At 38.9% G+C, this 21,378-nt stretch carries 20 protein-coding genes; 10 read left to right on the top strand and 10 right to left on the bottom strand.

Annotation, left to right across the window (positions count from 1 at the left end; all coding sequences use genetic code 11):
- Nucleotide 1 precedes the first annotated feature (1 nt).
- A complete protein-coding gene (gene cpsA, locus QS39_RS00390; protein ID WP_077804296.1) occupies nucleotides 2-1,450 on the bottom strand; it encodes an LCP family glycopolymer transferase CpsA in 1,449 nt (482 codons plus the stop codon).
- A gap of 301 nt (nucleotides 1,451-1,751) precedes the next feature.
- On the opposite strand from cpsA, the gene QS39_RS00395 reads away from it, so the two are divergent.
- The gene (locus tag QS39_RS00395) at nucleotides 1,752-2,165 is read left to right on the top strand and encodes a hypothetical protein (protein WP_077804297.1); all 414 of its coding nucleotides are present in this window, start codon (nucleotides 1,752-1,754) and stop codon (nucleotides 2,163-2,165) included.
- An 84-nt stretch (nucleotides 2,166-2,249) separates the two neighbouring features.
- Entirely contained in the window at nucleotides 2,250-3,104 is an 855-nt protein-coding gene (locus tag QS39_RS00400; protein WP_077804298.1) for a hypothetical protein, read from the top strand.
- A 480-nt stretch (nucleotides 3,105-3,584) separates the two neighbouring features.
- Here the strand turns inward: QS39_RS00400 and QS39_RS00405 are convergent, their stop codons facing one another.
- On the bottom strand, nucleotides 3,585-5,543 hold the full coding sequence (locus QS39_RS00405) for a peptide ABC transporter substrate-binding protein (protein WP_077804299.1): 1,959 nt from the start codon (nucleotides 5,541-5,543) through the stop codon (nucleotides 3,585-3,587).
- 195 nt (nucleotides 5,544-5,738) lie between these two features.
- Entirely contained in the window at nucleotides 5,739-7,346 is a 1,608-nt protein-coding gene (locus QS39_RS00410) for a glycoside hydrolase family 13 protein (RefSeq protein WP_077804300.1), read from the bottom strand.
- Nucleotides 7,347-7,498: 152 nt separating this feature from the next.
- On the opposite strand from QS39_RS00410, the gene QS39_RS00415 reads away from it, so the two are divergent.
- Both QS39_RS00415 and QS39_RS00420 read left to right on the top strand, forming a co-directional pair.
- On the top strand, nucleotides 7,499-8,983 hold the full coding sequence (locus QS39_RS00415) for a DUF1846 domain-containing protein (RefSeq protein WP_077804301.1): 1,485 nt from the start codon (nucleotides 7,499-7,501) through the stop codon (nucleotides 8,981-8,983).
- A 94-nt stretch (nucleotides 8,984-9,077) separates the two neighbouring features.
- Nucleotides 9,078-9,560, top strand: coding sequence for an S-ribosylhomocysteine lyase (locus QS39_RS00420; protein ID WP_000032547.1), 483 nt, complete (start codon nucleotides 9,078-9,080; stop codon nucleotides 9,558-9,560).
- Between the two features lie 60 nt (nucleotides 9,561-9,620).
- On the opposite strand, the gene QS39_RS00425 is transcribed toward QS39_RS00420, so the two are convergent.
- The 5 genes from QS39_RS00425 to rsmH form a co-directional block, all read right to left on the bottom strand.
- The gene (locus tag QS39_RS00425) at nucleotides 9,621-11,726 is read right to left on the bottom strand and encodes an ATP-dependent Clp protease ATP-binding subunit (protein WP_077804302.1); all 2,106 of its coding nucleotides are present in this window, start codon (nucleotides 11,724-11,726) and stop codon (nucleotides 9,621-9,623) included.
- Nucleotides 11,727-12,069: 343 nt separating this feature from the next.
- The gene (gene mraY / locus QS39_RS00430) at nucleotides 12,070-13,050 is read right to left on the bottom strand and encodes a phospho-N-acetylmuramoyl-pentapeptide-transferase (RefSeq protein WP_077804303.1); all 981 of its coding nucleotides are present in this window, start codon (nucleotides 13,048-13,050) and stop codon (nucleotides 12,070-12,072) included.
- 1 nt (nucleotide 13,051) lies between these two features.
- Nucleotides 13,052-15,304 (bottom strand): penicillin-binding protein PBP2X, encoded by a 2,253-nt coding sequence (gene pbp2x / locus QS39_RS00435; protein ID WP_077804304.1) that lies wholly within the window; start codon nucleotides 15,302-15,304, stop codon nucleotides 13,052-13,054.
- Nucleotides 15,305-15,307: 3 nt separating this feature from the next.
- Nucleotides 15,308-15,625 (bottom strand): cell division protein FtsL, encoded by a 318-nt coding sequence (ftsL, locus tag QS39_RS00440; protein WP_077804305.1) that lies wholly within the window; start codon nucleotides 15,623-15,625, stop codon nucleotides 15,308-15,310.
- A gap of 9 nt (nucleotides 15,626-15,634) precedes the next feature.
- Entirely contained in the window at nucleotides 15,635-16,585 is a 951-nt protein-coding gene (gene rsmH, locus QS39_RS00445; RefSeq protein ID WP_077804306.1) for a 16S rRNA (cytosine(1402)-N(4))-methyltransferase RsmH, read from the bottom strand.
- A gap of 166 nt (nucleotides 16,586-16,751) precedes the next feature.
- Here rsmH and QS39_RS00450 point away from each other — a divergent pair, with 166 nt between their 5' ends.
- From QS39_RS00450 to QS39_RS00475, 6 genes are read left to right on the top strand one after another with little or no spacing between them, the layout of a single operon-like run.
- Nucleotides 16,752-16,946: a helix-turn-helix transcriptional regulator gene (locus tag QS39_RS00450; RefSeq protein ID WP_001082471.1), complete on the top strand. Its 195-nt coding sequence runs from the start codon at nucleotides 16,752-16,754 to the stop codon at nucleotides 16,944-16,946.
- A gap of 15 nt (nucleotides 16,947-16,961) precedes the next feature.
- The gene (locus tag QS39_RS00455) at nucleotides 16,962-17,504 is read left to right on the top strand and encodes a DUF3278 domain-containing protein (protein ID WP_077804307.1); all 543 of its coding nucleotides are present in this window, start codon (nucleotides 16,962-16,964) and stop codon (nucleotides 17,502-17,504) included.
- A 10-nt stretch (nucleotides 17,505-17,514) separates the two neighbouring features.
- Entirely contained in the window at nucleotides 17,515-17,757 is a 243-nt protein-coding gene (locus QS39_RS00460; protein ID WP_077804308.1) for a hypothetical protein, read from the top strand.
- Nucleotides 17,758-17,766: 9 nt separating this feature from the next.
- Complete coding sequence (locus QS39_RS00465; RefSeq protein WP_077804309.1) at nucleotides 17,767-18,093, top strand: hypothetical protein; 327 nt, start codon at nucleotides 17,767-17,769, stop codon at nucleotides 18,091-18,093.
- A 26-nt stretch (nucleotides 18,094-18,119) separates the two neighbouring features.
- Nucleotides 18,120-18,698 carry a DUF3278 domain-containing protein gene (locus tag QS39_RS00470; RefSeq protein WP_077804310.1) on the top strand — a complete coding sequence of 193 codons (579 nt, stop codon included), beginning with the start codon at nucleotides 18,120-18,122 and terminating at the stop codon, nucleotides 18,696-18,698.
- Nucleotides 18,695-19,171 carry a glutathione peroxidase gene (locus QS39_RS00475; protein ID WP_077804311.1) on the top strand — a complete coding sequence of 159 codons (477 nt, stop codon included), beginning with the start codon at nucleotides 18,695-18,697 and terminating at the stop codon, nucleotides 19,169-19,171. The genes QS39_RS00470 and QS39_RS00475 overlap by 4 nt, the downstream gene beginning before the upstream one ends.
- A 30-nt stretch (nucleotides 19,172-19,201) precedes the next feature.
- On the opposite strand, the gene QS39_RS11210 is transcribed toward QS39_RS00475, so the two are convergent.
- Together QS39_RS11210 and QS39_RS00485 are read right to left on the bottom strand one after the other, a co-directional pair.
- A complete protein-coding gene (locus QS39_RS11210; protein WP_077804312.1) occupies nucleotides 19,202-19,432 on the bottom strand; it encodes a hypothetical protein in 231 nt (76 codons plus the stop codon).
- 165 nt (nucleotides 19,433-19,597) lie between these two features.
- Complete coding sequence (locus QS39_RS00485) at nucleotides 19,598-21,070, bottom strand: peptide MFS transporter (RefSeq protein WP_049523324.1); 1,473 nt, start codon at nucleotides 21,068-21,070, stop codon at nucleotides 19,598-19,600.
- Between the last annotated feature and the right edge of the window lie 308 nt (nucleotides 21,071-21,378).

A 21,378-nucleotide genomic window follows, 5' to 3' on the forward strand; every position in this document is an offset into this window, starting at 1 on the left:
CTTATTTTCCTTCCATCACATCTTTGATAGCAGCCTTGACTGACTCTAAACTGCTATCACTTATCTCCATCATGTAGAGGTTACTGTCAGGCATGGCATAGGATGGCAAATCCATACGCCCTGTTCCTTTAAGATCTTGCGAATTGATCTTATAAGTTCCACCACTCTCAAGTTGGGCATTGACCAAGTTTATCATGGTTTCAAGCGGCATATTGGTTTGCACGGAATCTTGTAGCCCCTTAATAATACTGTCATAATTTTTCAAAGCTTCTGTAGAGGTTAACTTTTGCAAAATAGCCACAATGACCTTTTGCTGGTTACGACCACGATCCCGGTCTCCATCTGCCAGAGAATAGCGCTCACGCACAAAGCCAAGAGCGTCTTTCGAATCCAAATGTAATGTACCTACTGGATAATTTTTCCCATTATTTGTATGTGCATTAAACTCTTGATCATTATAGACGTCAACTCCACCAAGGACATCAATCAATTTCAAGAAAGAGGTGAAATTCAAACGAGCGTAGTAGTTTAAGTCAATGCCGTAGAGATTTTCCAGTGTGTGAATGGAAGCATCTACACCATAAATCCCTGCATGGGTTAACTTATCTTTTTGGTTGTTGCCACCATCTGCAATTGGAACATAGGAATCACGAGGGGTTGTTGTCAAGAGAATCTTTTTAGTTTCGCGATTCACTGTCATAATGATATTGACATCAGACCGAGAAACCGAACTGATTGGACCATAAGTATCAATTCCGCTGATATAAACGTTGAAACTGTCACCTTTGACATCTTTTGGAGTTTCAACCGTTTTGGTTAATTCTTTGGTATAAATTTTCTTAATTTTTGAAGCATAGTCAGGATATTCCGATTCGATAATGTTTTCAAAGACACTGTTTAAGATAATCGCTTTCGTATCTCCAGCCAATAAACTCTTATAGGCTGCAAGATAGGAGCTGCTTTCTTCGACTGTCAATTCCTTATTTTGACTCGTCTTAATATCAGCGATTAGCTTTTGAATATTCTCATTATCCGTACCTGTTGGCCCCTTAACACTAGATAATTGGGCAACATTATTGATATCGCTATTCTTTAAAACGACGACACTGAGAGAATACTCCGAATAATTTGAAGTTGCATTAATATGACTGGTAAATCCTATAAATTGCTGCAGAGTAAATAAAGAAACTGAACTCACTAAAACAGCTAGTGTCAAAAAGAAAATCGTGAATTTTTCTGCTTTTTTATAGATTATTAATAGTGCGGCAGTCACAGCAACCATCAAGGCAAAAACTGCTACCACTATATTAACGTGCCTGAAAGCAAGTATATTGTACTTAAAGATTAAGAACAATGAAAAACCAACTAACAATAAATAAATAGTCAACAAAACTATATTAACACTTCGCTTCACTTTCTGTGAACGTGATTTTTTAAAACGTCTACTCATGATTAACACCTATACATTTAATGTTACTATTATATCACTTTTTTACGATAAATTCTACATTTATAGAGTTTAAAAACACCCTTCGATATATAGGTGGAATCAAATCAACTTTCGATTTTATCCTATAACAATTAATACCGTTTCCCAAAAGAGGGACGATGTTTTTATCTTTTTGAGACAATAAATTCAGTAGATTTTCACAAATTTACTACAATTATTGACTTGAAATAATTTTTTCGATATACTTTCTGTATAATATATAACTCTTTATATAAATATTTTGATAACAGAGGACACATCAATGAAAAATGAATTTACTGCAAGAATTGAACATTTAAAAATGATACAGGCTAATATATCAAGAATGGCATCAAACTCATTCATTGTGAAAGGATGGGCTATAACATCAATTGGAGCAATGTATGCATACTGGTTAACAAATAAAAGTAATTTCCTCTTATGGATAATACTAGGCGCTACAATATTATTTTGGTTTCATGATGCTTATTATTTGATGGTAGAAAGAGCATTTCGAAAATTATATGACAAAATTAGAATGGAAAAAATTTCTAGAAATAGAATCGAAACATTTGAAATGACGCCAATATTTCACGAGAGTATTTTCTGCGTAGCTTTTTCAAGAAAAATAGTATTATTACCGTACGGTCTGATTTCTATAATTACTGTAATAATTCTGATTTGTAATACGAAGTAAGGAGGCAGAAATGGTAGAAAAAATACCTCTGATTCAGTTAAGTTAAGTCGTGCATATTTATTGAAAAATTACGGAATCCCACTAATGGATGAACTTGAATTTCATCCTGCTATCATTGACTTTACAGACACATTTATCAAAATAATAAAAAAACTTGAGGATAAAATACTAGATATAACGTCGGAAAATACAAAATATAATCCTAGAAATTACTTTCTGACACGTAACGAACTACTTATCCTTTTATCAATAGATAGAGACTACTCAATAAATGAATATCAAGATAACGATGTTGCTATAAAAGCAATTATTGACCGTGTATTGAATAAAAACAAGGATAGTGTACTAGACATTAGAAGAGTATTTGAAAATATAGTTAGCCAAACCAATCAATATTTAGGAAAGAATTTCGATACTTTGACAAATGAAATTGATGGAAAATATTCAAAAAACTCTTTTCCAGAATGGTTATCTAAACTGAATTCTAAATATCAGCCTAAAAACATGCCGAAAGTATTTTTATCGCATGCATATACTGATCAATCAATCACGATCTCATTATTTAAGCATTTATATGATAACGGTATATATCTATATGTAGATTGGATGCATAACACAAAAATGCAAACACTTAAATTGAAGGATAGTTTAATCAGAGAATTGAACTCATCTCATCAAATTTTATTTCTTAGAACCTTGAATAGCGAGTTAAAATTGAGAGGAGGGAATAATCAAATAAGACAATGGTGTGCGTGGGAAATTGGTTGTTTTGATTGCATGAACCAATACAATAATAATAAATTCTATTTTAATGTCTATATAGATAGTACGACTCCTCGAAGTGACCTGATTGATGGCTATAAACCAATGACTAGGATCATACCATTTGTTGGAATTACATGGAAAAATAAAGAACATAAAAATGTTATTTCGTATTAATTCGATAACTCTCAAATGTTACATAAATAATCCAAAAAAGCTGGGCAAACCTCAATTTCAGGAAAAACGAATCAAATATTCTCATAATAAAACGCATAATATTAAGACATTTTGAACTGGACCCCAAAAGTTAGACAGAAAAAATCTAACTTTTGGGGTCCAGTTCATTTCAACACTTGATACTATGCGTTTTCTAAATTTAAAGACTTTTTGACCAGTCTTATCCAAAAACCTCTTCAAAGCATACCAGTATCACCGTATCATAGTTATATGTTGCTGGAGACAATCTCAAAACAAGTCTTTTAGATTCTGTGTATATCTTCCTAGTCGCTCTTTGATTTTCATTGAGTATTAAACCATCAAAATCGATACAGTATTTCATTTACAATTCTACACAGCTAGACAACTACTAGACTGTACAGCAAAAAACAGCCCTATTAGGACGACTTTATAAAAATCATCCAATAGAACTGCTCATCATTATTTCACATGATTTTCTGCTTCTTTTTGGGCTTTTCCGATAGCTTTTTTGCTTTCTTGCTCCCATTTAGTCTTAGCTTCTTCAAACTGTTTGGTTGTCACAGTATCTTTTTGCAATTTCATGTACTTGTAGTTATTGCCATCACCCTTGATACCAACCAATGAATACCCTCTTGTAAATGGCATTACTTTGGTTACAGATGCTGTACCACCACTTGACATGGCTGACATAATCAGAGAATTGTCAATCATCCAAGCCTGTGCTTCAGCATATTTTTCATAGCGTTTGGCTACATCTTTATTTTCACTATCTGCATCTTTGAGCATCTTGGTGTAAGTATCAAGCCCCAAGCTAGCAATCTTAGCTTTATCTTCTTGAGCATCTAGACCAAAAATCTTGAGGTAGAACCCATCCTCTGCATTGAAAGGATTAAGATAAGTTGACGGATCTTGGTAGTCACCGACCCAACCATCAAAGTTCAAATCATAGTCTCGATCAGCTGGTGTTGGTGCCAAGAAGGCTACGTTATTAAAATCATCTGTTGAAAGTTGTTGAACATCAATGACTATGTTATCAGCACCTAAAACTGATTCAAGGGTCTGCTTAACTGAGTTCATGCCTGTCACAGCATTTTTACTTGTCTGATCAACTGCAACATCCAAGTGAATAGGGAAAGTCACACCTTGACTTGCCAATTCTTTTTTAGCTTCCGCAAATTTTGCTTGGGCTTTTTCTTTGTTGAAATAGGCATCCTGAGCATCTGCCAAGTTAATACCTGACCATTCTGTGCCATAGTTGACCAATTTAGAAGCGACTACTTCTCCAAAGGTCTTGTCTCCAACTTGGACAAATGTAGGAGGTACTAGGGTGTTACGAAGGGTCTTGCTAGCCGCTTCTTCCCCATTTGACTGAGCAGAATAGGCTGTGCGGTCCAAGGCAAAGTTCACCGCTTGGCGGAAGTTTTTGTTCAAGACAGCTGTCTCAGTTGACTTCTTCTGTTCATCTGTCGTTTTAGTAGTATGATTGTAAGCCTTACGGTTGACGTTGAAATTAAAATACCAAGAAGTCTTGTCCTGCAAGCTATAGACGATATTATCCTTATATTTCTCCTTGATCTTAGCAAAGTTTGAACTATTTGGATAAACCCCAGCGATAGAATAAGCTCCACTTTCAAAGTTACGGATGGTCAATTCTTGGTCTGAGCCGTCAAAATAAGCCAATTTCACGTGCTCAATCGATACTTTGTCATGATCATAGTAATGCGGATTTTTCACATACTCGATCGATGATTTAGATGTAAAATCTTTTAACAAGTACGGTCCGCTGTAGAGAATGCTATCTGGAGATAGGGTCCCAAAATCTTTGCCTTTTGAGTTTAGAAACTCTTCGTTTACTGGGAAAAGAATACTATTGGTTGTTTTTGAGTTCCAGTAAGGTTCTGGGCGTGCCAAAGTATACTCAACAGTCTGGTCGTCAATGACCTTCACCCCAACCTTAGAAAAGTCAGAATCCGCTCCTGTAATATAATCATTCAAGCCCTTGATCGAGTTTTGAATCAAGTCAATAGCCTGTGATTTATTATCCACCGCGTACTTGATACCTGTCACAAAATCTTGTGCCTTGACTGGGGCGTACTCTTCACCGTCAGCCGTGAACCATTTGGCATCTTTTCTCAATTTGTAGGTATAAGTCAGACCGTCGCTTGAAACAGACCAGTCTTCTGCCAAAGACGGAACTAGGTTTCCATGATTGTCATTTTCAAGCAAACCATCAACTAGGTTAGTAATAATAGCTGTATTATCAGCGTAGTAGTCTAATAGATAGTTAAATGTAGTTGGGTTTCCACTAAAGGTTGATGAGTAAGTTTTTGTATCTGAACCTGATTGTCCGCAAGCAGTTAAAAGCAGGGCAGCTGCAAAAGTCAGGCCTGCACTAAGGACACGCTTTTTTGTATTCATCTTCTTTCTCCTTTATGTTAGTTTTTATAACATAAGTTTATTTTACCAAAATAGTGGGAATTTGTAAAGTTAATTGAATTTTGAGAATGAAAGTTTATAAACTTTAGTCATAAAAAAACAAAGGATTTCTGTCTTTCATACAGTCCTCCCTTGTTTTTATACGATTTCAATTTTAAATTTTTCTGTAAAAAATGTTTATAGTAATTCCACACAGAAAGCATCCCATGGAGCTAAGATTTGTTTTTCAAAGACTTCTTGAGCTAGGGTGTTTTCAATCAAGACCGATTTGATGTTTCCTTCTACTGTCAAGTCTTGCTCTTCATTGGACAAGTTAGCCACAACTAGGAAGCGGCGGTCCTCGTCCTTACGGATATAGACAAAGACCTTATCAGCCGTATCAAGCAATTCAAAGTCAGCTCGAATCAGCCAGCTGTTTTCCTTACGGATTTGAACCAGTTTCTGATAAGTATAGAAAATAGATTCTGGATTTGCCAGCGCTTTCTGAACGTTGATTACTTCATAGTTTGGATTGACTGCCAACCAAGGCTGACCTGTCGAGAAACCAGCGTTTTTGCTCTCATCCCATTGCATTGGAGTACGGGCATTGTCACGTCCAATGACACGGATACTGTCCATGATTTCTTCCATCGGAACACCTTTTTCAAGAGCTTCACGCGCATAGTTGAGAGATTCAATATCTTCTACTTGGTCCAGCGTTTCAAACGGATAGTTGGTCATCCCAATCTCCTCACCTTGGTAGATATAAGGAGTCCCTCTCATGAGATGAAGCAATATTGCAAAGGCTTTGGCAGATTTTTCGCGGTATTCTTGATCATTTCCCCAGATTGAGACAATACGAGGGAGGTCATGATTGTTCCAGAAGAGCGAATTCCAGCCATCCTCAACTCCTAACTCTGTCTGCCATTTGTTGAAAATCTCTTTTAACTTAGCGATATTCAGCTCTTTTTGATAGTGCCATTTAGGCTGACCTTCCTGATACTGAAGACCGATATGTTCAAACTGGAAGACCATAGACAATTCTTGACCCTTTGGATCAGAGTAGAGCTTGGCAATCTCTGGCGTTGCTCCCCAAGTCTCTCCTACTGTCAAGAGATTCTTATCTCCAAAGGTAGCCTGATTCATCTCCTTGAGGTAAGGGTGAAGCATAGGACCATTATTGACTACTTTCTCGTCAGGAATTTTGCCAATCATGTCAATAACATCCATACGGAAACCACCAATGCCTTTATCAATCCAGAAGTTCATCATCTCATAAATTTTCTGGCGAAGTTTTTCATTTTCCCAGTTGAGATCAGGCTGTTTCTTGCTGAAGAAGTGAAGATAGTATTGACCTGACTTTTCATCGTATTCCCAAGCAGAACCACTAAAGATAGAATCTAGATCGTTGGGCTCATCGCGCCAGATATAGTAGTCTCGCTCAGGGCTGTCAGGATTTTCACATGCCTCGACAAACCAAGCATGCTCATCTGAGGTATGATTGACCACCAAGTCCATGATAATTCGGATATCACGCTTCTTAGCTTCCGCAATCAGCTCATCCATATCCTCCATAGTCCCGAAAATAGCTGCAATCGCTTGATAATCAGCAATATCATATCCATTATCATCCATAGGACTGTCATAAACAGGAGAAAGCCAAATCGCTGTGATTCCTAACTTAGCTAGATAGTCTAACTTACTGGTAATACCTGGCAAATCGCCAATTCCATCTCCGTTGCTATCCATAAAACTCTTAGGATAGACTTGATAGACTACGGCATTGTGCCACCATTTTTCTTGCATCTTCTTACCTCATTATTTTAATAATCTGTAGTCTATGATAGCGCTTTTTAAAATTTTATGCAAGCGTTTGCCTAATCTTTTTGATTCCTTTTTTAACTCCATAGTTTCCTAACTTCCAATTTTTTATTATAATAGAGGTCAGAGGTAAAAAAATGAAAAAACAAGCTTTTAGTTCTGAACAATATTTGAATCTACAGCGCGACCACATCTTGGAGCGCATTAATCAATTTGACGGCAAGCTCTACTTGGAGTTTGGTGGCAAAATGTTAGAAGATTTCCACGCTGCTCGTGTTCTTCCTGGTTATGAGCCTGACAATAAAATCAAGCTCTTGCAAGAATTGAAAGAGCAAGTCGAGGTTGTAATTGCCATTAATGCTAGCAACATCGAACATTCCAAAGCACGTGGTGACTTGGGCATTTCTTATGACCAAGAAGTTCTTCGTTTGATTGATAAATTCAATGAATTAGGAATTTTTGTCGGCTCCGTTGTCATCACACAGTACGCTGGTCAACCAGCTGCAGATGCCTTCCGCAACCAACTTGAGAAAAACGGAATTGATTCTTATCTTCATTATCCAATCAAAGGATATCCAACAGATATGGATCACATCATTTCTCCAGAAGGTATGGGGAAAAACGACTACATCAAAACCAGTCGAAACTTGATTGTCGTAACCGCTCCTGGACCTGGTTCTGGAAAATTGGCAACCTGTATGTCAAATATGTACCACGACCAAATCAATGGCATCAAGTCTGGCTACGCTAAATTTGAAACCTTCCCAGTTTGGAATCTTCCCCTTCATCACCCAGTCAACTTGGCCTACGAGGCTGCCACAGCTGACCTTGATGATGTCAACATGATTGACCCCTTCCATCTCCAAACTTACGGAGAGACCACTGTCAACTACAACCGTGATATCGAGATTTTCCCAGTGCTCAAGCGCATGTTGGAACGCATTCTAGGAGAGTCTCCATACGCTTCTCCAACAGACATGGGTGTCAATATGGTTGGTTTCGCTATTACAGATAATGAGGCTGCTATCGAAGCCTCTAAACAAGAAATCATCCGTCGCTACTATCAGACTGTTCTTGATTTTAAAGCCGAAAAAGTGGGCGAAGCAGCTGTCAAGAAAATTGAGTTGCTTATGAACGACCTAGGTATCACACCTGCAGACCGCAAGGTTGCTGTTACCGCACGTCAAAAAGCAGAAGAAACTGGCGGACCAGCCCTAGCCCTTGAATTGCCAAGTGGGGAAATTGTCACTGGTAAGAACTCAGAGCTCTTTGGCCCAACAGCCGCTGCTCTTATCAACGCCATCAAGAAATCAGCTGACATCGCTAAAGAAGTAAAACTAATCGAACCTGAAGTTGTTAAGCCAATCCAAGGTCTTAAAATCGCTCATCTGGGTAGTCGCAATCCACGCCTTCATTCAAATGAAATCCTGATTGCACTTGCTATCACAGCTACAGAAAATCCTGATGCTGCTCGTGCTATGGAAGAACTTGGCAACCTCAAAGGAAGCGAAGCCCACTCAACTATCATCTTGACTGATGAAGACAAGAATGTCCTTCGCAAATTGGGTATCAATGTAACCTTTGACCCTTACTACCAATACGACCGCTTGTATCGTAAATAAAGATTTCAACCTCTCCACACTCGGAGAGGTTTTCTCTCTGTCTCAAGAGCCGGCTTTATGTTATAATGAAAAGAGAAAACTGAAAGGATTTACCATGTCAAAAGAAGTTATTGTTGAAAGTTTTGAACTTGACCACACCATTGTTAAAGCACCCTATGTTCGCTTGATTGGGGAAGAAACAGGACCAAAAGGAGACATCATCTCCAATTATGATATTCGCTTGGTACAACCAAACGAAGACTCAATCCCTACCGCTGGCCTTCACACTATCGAGCACCTCTTAGCAAAACTCATCCGTACCCGCATTGACGGTATGATTGACTGTTCACCATTTGGTTGTCGCACAGGCTTCCACATGATTATGTGGGGGCGTCATACCAGCGCTGAAATTGCGGCTGTTATCAAGGATTCGCTCAAGGAAATCGCTGAAACTACTACTTGGGAGGACGTCCCTGGAACAACCATCGAATCTTGCGGCAACTACAAGGATCACAGCCTCTTTTCTGCTAAAGAATGGGCTAAACTTATTCTAGAACAAGGGATTTCAGATGATGCCTTTGAACGTCATGTGATTTAAACACAAAAAAGGAACCAGTTTTTCAGCTGGCTCCTTCTTTTTTATCCTCAAAATCCTGTCTTAGGCTTTTTCACGAATAACTAAAATGCCATCTTCCATATCTGCTTCTAGGTGTTTGGCATCTAGGTGATCCAAATGGAAGTCTGTCACCTTATCCCGAATTTCTTGTTCAACCACGCGACGGAGCGGACGAACACCCATGACTTCGTCATAACCTTCTTCTGTGATATAGTCCTTAGCCGCTTGACTGACTACCAAATCAATGTCTTTCTTAGAAAGCGTCTTGTTAACTTCAACCAACATAAGGTCTACAATCTTAGAAAGATCTTCTTTGCTCAAGTGTGAGAATTCGATGACAGCATTGAAACGGTTAAGGAATTCTGGACGGAAGTAAGGTTTCAAACGATCCATCAATTCTGGTTTATCCGCATCTTCTGTCAAGTTAGCTTCGTAACCAAAGCCTGCGTTTGAAGTTGCGATAATCACCGTATTCTTGAAGTTGACAGTGTTACCTTGACCATCTGTCAAACGACCATCGTCCAAAACTTGGAGGAGAAGGGTGATGACTTGAGGGTCAGCCTTTTCAATCTCATCCAAAAGTACGATTGAGTATGGATTGCGACGAACACGTTCTGTTAAGGTATTGCTATTGTCATCGTAACCAACATAACCTGCAGTTGTACCAATCAATTTAGATACGGCTGTGCGGTCGCTGTATTCTGACATGTCCAAACGGATGATCGCATCCTTGGTTCCAAACATATCGAGCGCCAATTGCTTAGCAAGCTCCGTCTTACCAACCCCAGTAGGTCCTACAAAGAGGAAACTACCGATTGGGCGATTGCCTTCATCAAAACCAGCACGGTTACGACGGATAGCGCGAGCTACAGCTTCTACCGCCTTGTCTTGGCCGATTACCTTATCTTGCAGACGATGAGCCATATCTTTCAAACGTTCGATGTCTGATGCTCCCATTTGTGATACTGGGATACCCGTCATTCGTTCTACAGATTCAGCCACATCGTTGACACTTGCAGTCACTTTCATATCTTCTGTGTGGTTTTCGATTTTCTTTTCCAATTCTGCAATGCGTGTTTTATAGTTTAGAGCTGCTTCAAAATCTTCTGCATCAACAGCTTTTTCTTGCTTGTCTTTTTCTACCTCAATTTCACGTTCAACAGCATGAACATCTGTTACTGGATGCTGAGCTGCCAAGTGAGCTGCCGTTACATCTACAAGGTCGATAGCCTTATCGGGCAAACTACGTTGAGGAATATACTGAACAGAATAATCCACTGCTGCTTTCAAAACCTCGTCTGGCAAGATGACATTGTGGTGTTGTTGATAAAGGTCACGAATTCCTTGAAGGATTTTAAAGGTATCCTCTGCTGAAGGAGCATTTACTTTCACTTCGTTGAAACGACGAGCAAGAGCTGCATTCTTCAAGATGGTGTTACGGTATTCGTCTTGAGTTGTTGCCCCAATCACTGTCAATTCACCACGAGAGAGGGCTGGCTTGAGAATGTCTGCAAGTCCCTTAGATCCACTATCTCCACCAGTGCTACCAGCACCGAGAATTTGGTGAATTTCATCAAAGAAGAGGATAATATTCCCTGCTTCTTTCACTTCATTGACTAAATTTTGAACGTTTTCTTCAAAACTACCACGGTATTGAGTCCCAGCCTCAAGACCTGAAATATCAATGGAAATAATTTCCTTATTCTTAATAGCAGCTGGAACATCGCCGTTCACAATTGCTTGAGCAAGACCTTCGACAACAGCTGTCTTACCAACACCTGCATCTCCGACCAGAACAGGATTGTTCTTGGTACGACGTGAGAGGATCTCAGATGTTTCTTGAATTTCCTTGTTTCGTCCGATAACAGGATCCAGCTTGCCCTCGCGAGCTTCTGCTGTCAAGTTTCGCCCTAGTTTAGCAAGGACACCATCTTGTTTCATACCTGAAGCCTGTTGTGGCATTTTGCCATCAACTTCTACATTTCCTGGTAATTGACCAGTTGCACGATAGTGAGCAAATTCCTCAGGTGTGACTTCACGTCCATTAATCAAGTAACGACGATTTTCAGAACTGTATCCGCGCATACCACCCATCAATTGGTTAAATAAATCATCCATGTTGTTAAAATTATTAAAGTTGTTGTTCATATTCTTTACCTCTTTTTGTTTACTTAGTTATGATTACTGATATTGACTATCTTTGACCTTTGTTTTAAAAAATTTAGACTAGCTAAATCGCTACTCTAGGTACTATTTCTGGTTTTTCTTTTTCAAGCAGGAGTAGACTATCTTTACTTCTGAAGATTTCTAGATTAAACATAGACCCACCTCTTTCTATTTTACTTTAAATAAGTGTTCGAGTAAGGCTTTCATTTACCTTACGTTTATAATATACTACATTAGTCAGAAAAGGTCAAGAGTTTTGACTTTAATTGACCAATGTTTTTTAGAATGCAAAAACACCCTGAAACTGAACATCAGGGTGCCATTCTTACATCAAATATAAAATTGCTAGGGTCAGGAGACTTGCTAGAAGCCCAACTCCCCAAAAGAAGAGGTCAACCTTCCACTCGCTCCAAGGATTTCCTTTACCAGAAAATCCCCCAAGCTCAAAATGGTGATGGACAGGCGTCATACGGAAAATACGTTTACCACCAGTCATTTTGAAATAGCTGACTTGCATCATAACCGAAGTTGTTTCAAAGACATAAATAATTCCGATAATCAAGAGAGTCCATTCTTGGTGAAGTGCCATAGAGATTGCTGCCAGCATTCCACCGAGAGCCAAACTTCCCACATCTCCCATAAAGACCTTAGCAGGCTTATGGTTAAAGACAAAGAAACCGAGCAAACCACCAATCATGGCCAAAATCACTAGAAGGATATCCATCTGACCTTGCACATAGGCAATAACTCCATAGGCAGACAAACTAATCACAACGGAAATACTAGCTAAACCATCAATACCGTCTGTCAAGTTGACTGCGTTTGAAAAACCGACTAGCCAGAAAAGAGCGAAGATAATATAGAAAATCCCTAAATGCACTTGGTAGCCAAAGACAGAGAGCATATCGCCCCCACGCTCATAAAAAAGGTAGAAAATGACGCCACCTAGCAGCTGAAGAGCCAATTTCTGTTTGGGATTAAGGCCCTCATTGATTTTACGGAAGACCTTGAGGAAGTCATCTAAAAAACCAACCAAACCATACAAGACCAAAATAAACAAAACCATACCAACATTATTGGTCAATTGTTTTGAAAAAAGAGCGACGAGGAAACTCACCACAACTGCAGCAATGAGGAAAACAAGCCCCCCCATTGTAGGAGTCCCAGCTTTTGCCTGGTGCTGTTTGACATCCTCATGCATCTGCTGGCCTGTAATTTGCGCCTTTCTATAAAATTGGATAAAGGCCGGAATTCCTACTAAAGTTAGTAAAAATGTCACAATTCCAGCACTGATGGAAATAAACATATTAGTCTCCTAAAGTTAATTTAATTTTTTTAATGTTTTTGATAGCTGTATTAGTCCGAACATCTTGCTTCTGAACAACGGAACCTGAACCTTCAAATTCCAGTTCAATATCCAACCATTTAGCAAAGGTCTCGGCAGTCTCTTTTTTCCAGCCATACATGTCTGGAATTTCTTCTACCTTATCCGATAAAAGGAGAACTTGTTGGTTTGGTGCAAGATTGGTCCCTTCTTCTACAGAAGTCTCTTTAATCTTTGTTCCAGTACCTACAACGATTGGTTGCACAATATTTCGGCGTAAGGCTTCCGCCAACTCACCAGGTGAAATATCCTTGATGCTAGGCATTGCATAAGAAGATTCTGTCGTAACTTTATCTAAATTTTTGGCTGGAGATTGAAGATTGAGAGATTCTTTCATAGCTGAAGCCCGCTCCAAGATTGGGGTGGCAAATTCTCCCAACTGGATACCTGAAAAATGCTCAGGCTGTTGAACCGTTACATACAAGATAAAATCAGGATTTTCAGCAGGATTCATAGTCACAACTGAGAAAATATAATTGGTAGAACCAACCAAGTATCCTCCATTTTTCTCATCAGCGATTTGAGCCGTACCGGATTTAACTGCTACATTTTGTCCAGGAACTGTTATAATTGGCTTTCCTGTGTAGTGATTATACATAGTTCCATATAGAGGGTCCGTCCCAACTAAGATCATGTGATTTCGAGTTGTGCTTGCTGCCTCTTTGGAAACAGGATTTCCTACTATTTCTTTTTGTGACTTACGTACAGACTGATTGTTAGTATCATAAATAGCACTTATAAATTTTGGCTCCAGCATAACTCCATCATTAGCAATAGCTGTAAAGGCACGAAGCATTTGTGTTTGTGTCACTGAAATTCCTTGCCCAAATGAGCTTTGAGCAATACTAACAATATTATCAGCTGGAAGTTGACCAGCGTATTCATCTGTCAAGCCAAAGCGAGTTGGAACCCCAAATTTAAAGCGTTTTAGATAATCCAACCAAGTAGCATCTCCCATTTTTTGTTCAAGTAGACTCGTTCCAACATTACTGGAGTGAGCGAAACCTTGTAAGAAAGTCATCATCCCACCAGTAGTCAAACCACCATTAACATCCCAATCTCGAGTCGTCACATCCGCCATTTTAAATTCACTGCTATTGAAGTATTCTCCACTTGGGAAGGTATTATTATCAATAGAAGAAGCTAACATCATGACCTTAAAGGCTGATCCTGGTTCATAGTTACTTTGATAAAGAATATCACGCCAAACAAAGTCCTCAGTGATTCCTTCTTTAGTATCTGCATTAAAGGTAGGTCGTTGGGTGGTAGCGAGGATTTCACCGGTCTTTGCACTGACCAAGGTCGCGGTCATATACTTACCTTTTACTTTTTCTAGAAAGGCATCCATCTGAGTTTCCATGAAAGATTGTAGCGGACTAGACAATGTTGTATAAACATCCTTGCCATCCACAGTTTGTTGCGATACCAGTTCTGTACCTGGTACGATATTTCCTACACGGTCTTTTTCATAGGTAATAATACCGTCTGTCCCAGCAAGAATGGTATTTAAAGAACTCTCCAAACCAGAAGTCCCTAACAAACTCTTACTACCATCCTCATTTTCATGAAGTTGGGCTAAGCCAATAAAGCTAGAAGCAAATTGTCCATTTGGATAGCTTCTGTTAGGGCTAGTTGTAAAGTCAATCCCTTCCACACTAGCATCTTTCAAATCTTTTTTAATAGCCATCATATTGGCATATGTAATCCCATTTCCTTTTGCACCAAAAGAAACTTGAGTCAGATTCGGTTGAGACAATTGTTCTTTAACATAAGCCTCGTCCATATCCAGATACTTATGGAAAACCTCTGCTACCTTATTAAACTGGGCATCTTCTACATAAAGAATTTTACCCGTTGCTGATTTGTATTTTTTATCAATAACAGCATAGACATTATAGGAGGTTGCGTCCTCAGCAATCGGGACTCCATTGCGGTCATAAATAGTCCCACGTTTGGCAGGGACTGTACGAGTTATTTGGTGAACTTTCTTAGCCTCTTTTACTAGATCCGTTCCAAATTTACTACCACTCCCGATAATAACAGCAAAATTGACCAAAAAGACAGCGAAAAGTACGACAGCTAACAAGCTGATGTACTTCCCTACTATTTTACGGTTTTCTGCTGGAGATTTACGGTTTCTAATCGCAAATCGGGTTATTCTTTTTGTCCACTTCATATCTTACTCCGCTGATCGAATATTCTCGTTATTCAATTTTAAGTCCTTAGAATTTGCGATTTCTTTCAAGCGTTCTGAACGAATCAATTCATTCACTTCCTGCTTAGCATCATCGAGCTCTGTCTTCTTCTCTTCTATCTGTGCATTGATTTTTGTCAAATCATTTTGTACTTGTAGGAGTCGGGTCTGCATAAAGATAATACTCACTGCTAAGACGAGAGCCGTAAACGCAATGGAAAGATAAAAAGCCTTCTCCACACGGGAGAATTTTTTTATACGACTCTGCAAGAATTGACTGGTTGTTTCTTTCTTATCTACCATTTTTTCCTCTTACTTGTGAATTTTTCTGGCCACGCGCAACTTGGCTGAGTGCGAGCGGTTATTGGCTTCTAATTCTTCTGCACTTGGCAAGATTGGCTTACGGGATACCAATTCCATCTTGGGCTTGAGGTCATCTGGGATGAAGGGCAAACCTTTTGGAACTTCCACTGTTGAAGCTTCCTTAAACAATTGCTTGGTCAAGCGGTCTTCTAAGGAATGAAAGGTAATCACTGAAATTCTACCATCTAGAGCCAGCATCTCCATAGCCTGCTGGATAGATTCATCTGCCGCCCCCAGCTCATCGTTAACTTCAATTCGAATAGCCTGAAAAATCTGCTTGGCAGGATGGCCCTTCTTCTTGAGTTCCTTGGCAGGTTTGGCCGACTTGATAATTTCTGCCAATTCAGTCGTTGTCTCGATTGGCTTGACTTCCCTAGCTTGTTCAATCTTACGCGCAATCTGTTTAGAGAATTTATCCTCACCATACTTGAAGAAAATACGAACCAAGTCATGATAGTCATAGTGATTCACCACTTCATAGGCTGTCAGACTAGCATCCTGATTCATGCGCATGTCCAGTGGCGCATCCTTTTTATAAGAAAAACCACGCTCACGCTGGTCCAGCTGAGGACTAGACACTCCCAAGTCATAACAAATCCCATCAATTTCCTGAACACCAGCTTCGCGCAAACGTGCCTGCAAATGACGGAAGTTATCCTTGATAAAGGTTATCATCCCTTTTTCGATATAGGGTGCCAAGCGTTTTTGCGCATTATCAATAGCATTCTGGTCCTGATCAAAGGCATAGAGATGGCCTTTTTCACTTAATTTACTTAATAAATATTCGCTATGGCCTGCTCCACCCAAAGTCGCATCAACGTAGATACCGTCAGGCTTTACGTCAAGCATATCAATCGTTTCGTGGAGTAAGACCGTTACATGATGAAATTCTTTTGTCATATCTTATCTATTTTACCACAAATCTGACTAGCTTGCACTAGTCAGACAAATCAGCCAAAAACAAGTAAGATTTCTTTAAGAAATATGTCAAATATGCTTGACATTCTCTCTATAGAAGAATATAATATAGTCAAATATATGCGACATAAATCAGAAAGGAGAACAAATGAATCGTGTGAAAGAATTTCGCAAGGAACTGGGCATTTCCCAGCTCGAGCTCGCCAAGGATATCGGTGTCTCGAGACAAACCATCAACATGATTGAAAACGACAAGTACAATCCGACTCTGGAACTCTGTCTCAATCTCGCCCGCAGCCTCCAAACTGACCTCAACAGTCTCTTTTGGGAGGATAATTTTTAAAAAAGGAGCCAACTCATGAAAAAAGAAACCTTCACTGAAAAACTGATCAAGCGCACATACGGTATTTCTGATCCACTTGACGAATACAAACGACGCGAGGCTGATCGTATCGGCAATCAAGTCTTTATCATCCTCTTTTATCTGATGATTTTCGGAAATCTTATTCCACTCCTTCTGGCCTATAAATACCCTCAAGAAGTGGCTCTAATCTATCCTCCTCTGATTTTAGTGATTGCCCTCATCGCTGCTGGCTATGTCACCTACCAAATGCAAAAAACAGGGATTACAACTATTGAACCAGATATGCTGAGTGAGAAAGAAAGTAAGCAACTACATTACCCTGGTCTGAAAGCTGGAATAGTCTATGGATTAATGAGTTTTTTTTCAACCCCTCTTCTCCTTATACTGCTAGGTGAGAGTCAGGACTATCTTCAGTCACTTCTCGCTTTTAAAAATATTTTTTCAAGCATCCTCCAGTCTGTCTTTTTCGGAGTGGTTATACAGATTCTCATCTCCCGTCGCATTGCAAAAGCCAAGAAAGATCAGGATAATGATTAGGAGGAAACTCATGAAAAAAGAAAAGAAACAGTTACGTCATCCTGGTCTGAAAGCAGGTTCGATTTATGGAACAGTGATATTTTTTATAATTCCACTCATTGATACCCTAACAAGTGAAAATCCAAATTTTATCACTTCTCTTCTAAATACAAAACATATTTTTAAAACTATACTGGGAGCTTTCTTTTTCGGAGTGATGATGCATATTGTCGACTCACTTCGTATTGCAAGAGCTAAAAAAGACCAGGATTAGGAGGTACCTATGAAATCATTACTAACTTTACTTACCTATCATCTTTTGTTCAGTTCTCTGCTCATCTTCATCATCGTTTCAGGGAACTTGCCATTCAGCGAGATATTCCTCCTTCTAGTCTTTATTCCAGCCCTCAACAAAGGACTAACTTATCTAAAGATTGACTCCCAAAAAACACGCATACTCAACTTAGCACTGTGCTTTATGATTCTATCTTTTCCACAACTGATGCTCATCTCAAGCGATTGGAAATATTATTTACTGCTCACTATCGCTATCCTTTCTTCTATCACTTATCTTTATTATCTCTATCAATTCGTAAAAGAAAGTCAGTAAAACCACTCATTTAGGAGGTTACTAGCATGAAAAAAGAAGACTTAACCACTCGTCTACTTCGAAATCTCTTTCATATACAAGGGCCTTTTGATGAATGCCGGCAAGAGATTATCTATAAGGCTTGTGCCCGTTCCATGGTCCAAATCGTTTATTCTTCCTTCTTTCTCTTCTTGTTTTATCTATTATTTGGACGCTTCATAGAGGTCGTTCGCTATGCCATGCCCTACGTTTACTCTGGACTCATTTTTTTCATTGCCTTAAAAACTCAAAGAGCCGTCAAAGAACTCCATCTGGAAAAAGATGACAAGTCAGAAATCATCCTCAAAACCTACAGCAAAGCCCAAATCAAATTTCGAAGCTGGATTGTGTTTATCGGTCTTCAGATTGGCCTCTTTACCCTACTCATCTTTCATAAAGTCTTCGTTCAGCAAATGTCCCTTTCAGATTTTGTGAAGTTGCTCATGCAATTCGATAAAAGTGGTCCTTTCCTAATGTACGACCTGATTATCGGTAGCATTTTTGGAACCCTGACCTACGGCTTTCTATCATTACAGGAGGAAAAAACTCCTAAAAATACCAAACAGAAGGAGAAAAGCAAACAATGACTTCACTATACGATTTTTCAGTCTTGAATCAAGACAATCAAGAAACTCCACTAGATGCCTATCGTGGGAAAGTTCTCTTGGTTGTCAACACTGCTACCGGATGTGGTTTAACGCCCCAGTACCAAGGACTTCAAGAACTCTATGATCGCTATCAAGAACAAGGTTTTGAGATTTTAGACTTCCCTTGCAATCAGTTTATGGGACAAGCACCAGGTAGCGCAGAGGAAATCAACACCTTCTGTAGCCTACACTATCAAACCACTTTCCCACGTTTTGCCAAGGTCAAGGTCAACGGTAAGGAAGCAGATCCCCTCTATGTCTGGTTGAAAGACCAGAAATCTGGCCCACTAGGAAAACGAATCGAATGGAATTTCGCTAAATTTCTCATCGATCGTGATGGGCAAGTCTTTGAGCGCTTCTCTTCAAAAACAGACCCAAAACAAATTGAAGAGGCAATACAAAATCTACTATAATTTTACAATCTCACTTTGATTAGGTCTCCTTTAACCTAATGAATAGTGAGATTTTTTGATTAGCTTTGACTTATACTCTTCGAAAATCTCTTCAAACCGCGTCAACGTCGCCTTGCCATATGTATGGTTACTGACTTCGTCAGTTTCATCTACAACCTCAAAACAGTGTTTTGAGCTGACTTCGTCAGTTTCATCTACAACCTCAAAACAGTGTTTTGAGAAGCCTGTGGCTAGTTTCCTAGTTTGCTCTTTGATTTTCATTGAGTATTAAATAGAAAAAATGAATAAATGTCTACTAGGAATATCATAAACATCATGAGTTTTAATCAAACTAAAAGGACTTAGCCCTGTACAATACAGAACTAAATCCTTTAAATAAATAATTGATCTAACTTTTAAAATCCCTACAGAAATTCCAGTTTTTCTCTATTTGATACCAGACATTAGTTTTTCAATACGTGGAACGTAGAAGAATAAGATAATACTGAATACAATCGTAATTCCTCCAACAATTCCATAGTAAGCGACTTCAGTTTCGCTTGTATAAAATTTTACAATTTGAGCATTGATAGCTTGGGCAGCAGCGTTACTCAAGAACCAGATAGACATCATTTGTGCTTGGAAGGATTTTGGTGCTAGCTTAGTAGTGACTGATAAACCAATAGGCGAAATCAGCATTTCCCCCACAATCACAATAGCCCAACTCATAATCAACCAGAAAGGACTGACCTTAACATCTGTCCCAAAGAGCATCCCTGGTAACATCATCCACAAGAAAGATAAACCTGCCGCAAATAAACCGTAAGCAAATTTCTTAGAAGAGGACGGTTGCTTTTTACCCATTTTCCCCCACAACCATGCAAAAATCGGCACATAAATCATAATGAAAAGTGGATTGATACTTTGGAAAAAGCTAGATGGGAAATGAATCTGATTTCCAAATACATTAAAGTAAAGTCGAGTTTGATCATCCGCAAATAGAGCGAGAACAACAGAGCCCTGCTCCTCAATAGACCAGAAGAGTACTCCAGCGATAAATAAAGGAATGTAGGCAAACACTCGAGATCTCTCAGTGGCACTTATTTTATGACTAGATAAAATTTTGAAGAAATAGTAGATTGGAATGATTACCGCAATCACTGTAAAGATATTAACAATCATATCCACGTTAAACTGGTGAGTAAAGACTAAACCTATAACCACAAGAATAACCATGACAAGTGTAATCAGCAAGCGTTTAATCAAGGTCTGCTGGTCCTTCTGTGAAAGTGGATCAGTGGGGTAAAGACTTGATTCAGGCAGATATTTCTTCCCATCCAAAACATACTTCACTAGACCAAAGAACATCCCAATAGCAGCTAATGAGAAACCTAGATGGAAATTGACTTCCTGACCTAGATAACCCACTAGATAAGGGGCAACGAAGGCACCTAAGTTAATACCAAAGACAAAGATACTAAAACCTGCATCCCGTCTATCATCCTCTTTCTCATAAATTCCCCCCACCATATCTGAGATATTGGGTTTTAAAAATCCAGTACCAAAGATAATCAAAGCAATAGAAAGATAGAGAGCCACTTGTCCAAAAGGTGTTGCCAAAGCAATATGCCCTAGCATAATCAGAATCCCACCGTAAAAGACAGTCTTACGACTTCCTAAAATACGGTCACTGACAAAACCACCGATAACCGAGGACAAAAATACCAGCGAGCCATAAATCGCCATAACCGATGCAGCTGTGGTCTTATCCATTCCCAATCCACCATCTTGCACACTATAGTACATATAGTAAAGTAGGATAGCTCGCATTCCATAGTAAGAAAAGCGTTCCCACATTTCTGTAAAGAAGAGGGTGGACAAGCCCATAGGATGTCCAAAAAATGTTTTCTGTTTTTCCATATATATTCTCCTTTAACGATATAATAATTCATTTTACAGAATTTTCAAATAAATGTCAAACAAATCCTGTTTGTTTTAGAAAATTTCTGAAAAAATCACACGTCTCATACTTAATTCCATCATAAAACTCCATTTCAGACTAACTTCCACTTCGGTCAGGCAAGCGAAAGTTACTTTGAAAAATCACCTTTAAAAATTTGCTCTTATTTAGTTGAAAAATGTTTTAAACCTCGAAACATACTTATCCTCTCCTCTTCAGTAAACAAAAAACATCCCTATGCCAAACTTGTAATTACTAAAATACAAGC

Source organism: Streptococcus mitis, from assembly GCF_002005545.1.
GTDB classification, from domain to species: Bacteria; Bacillota; Bacilli; order Lactobacillales; family Streptococcaceae; genus Streptococcus; species Streptococcus mitis_I.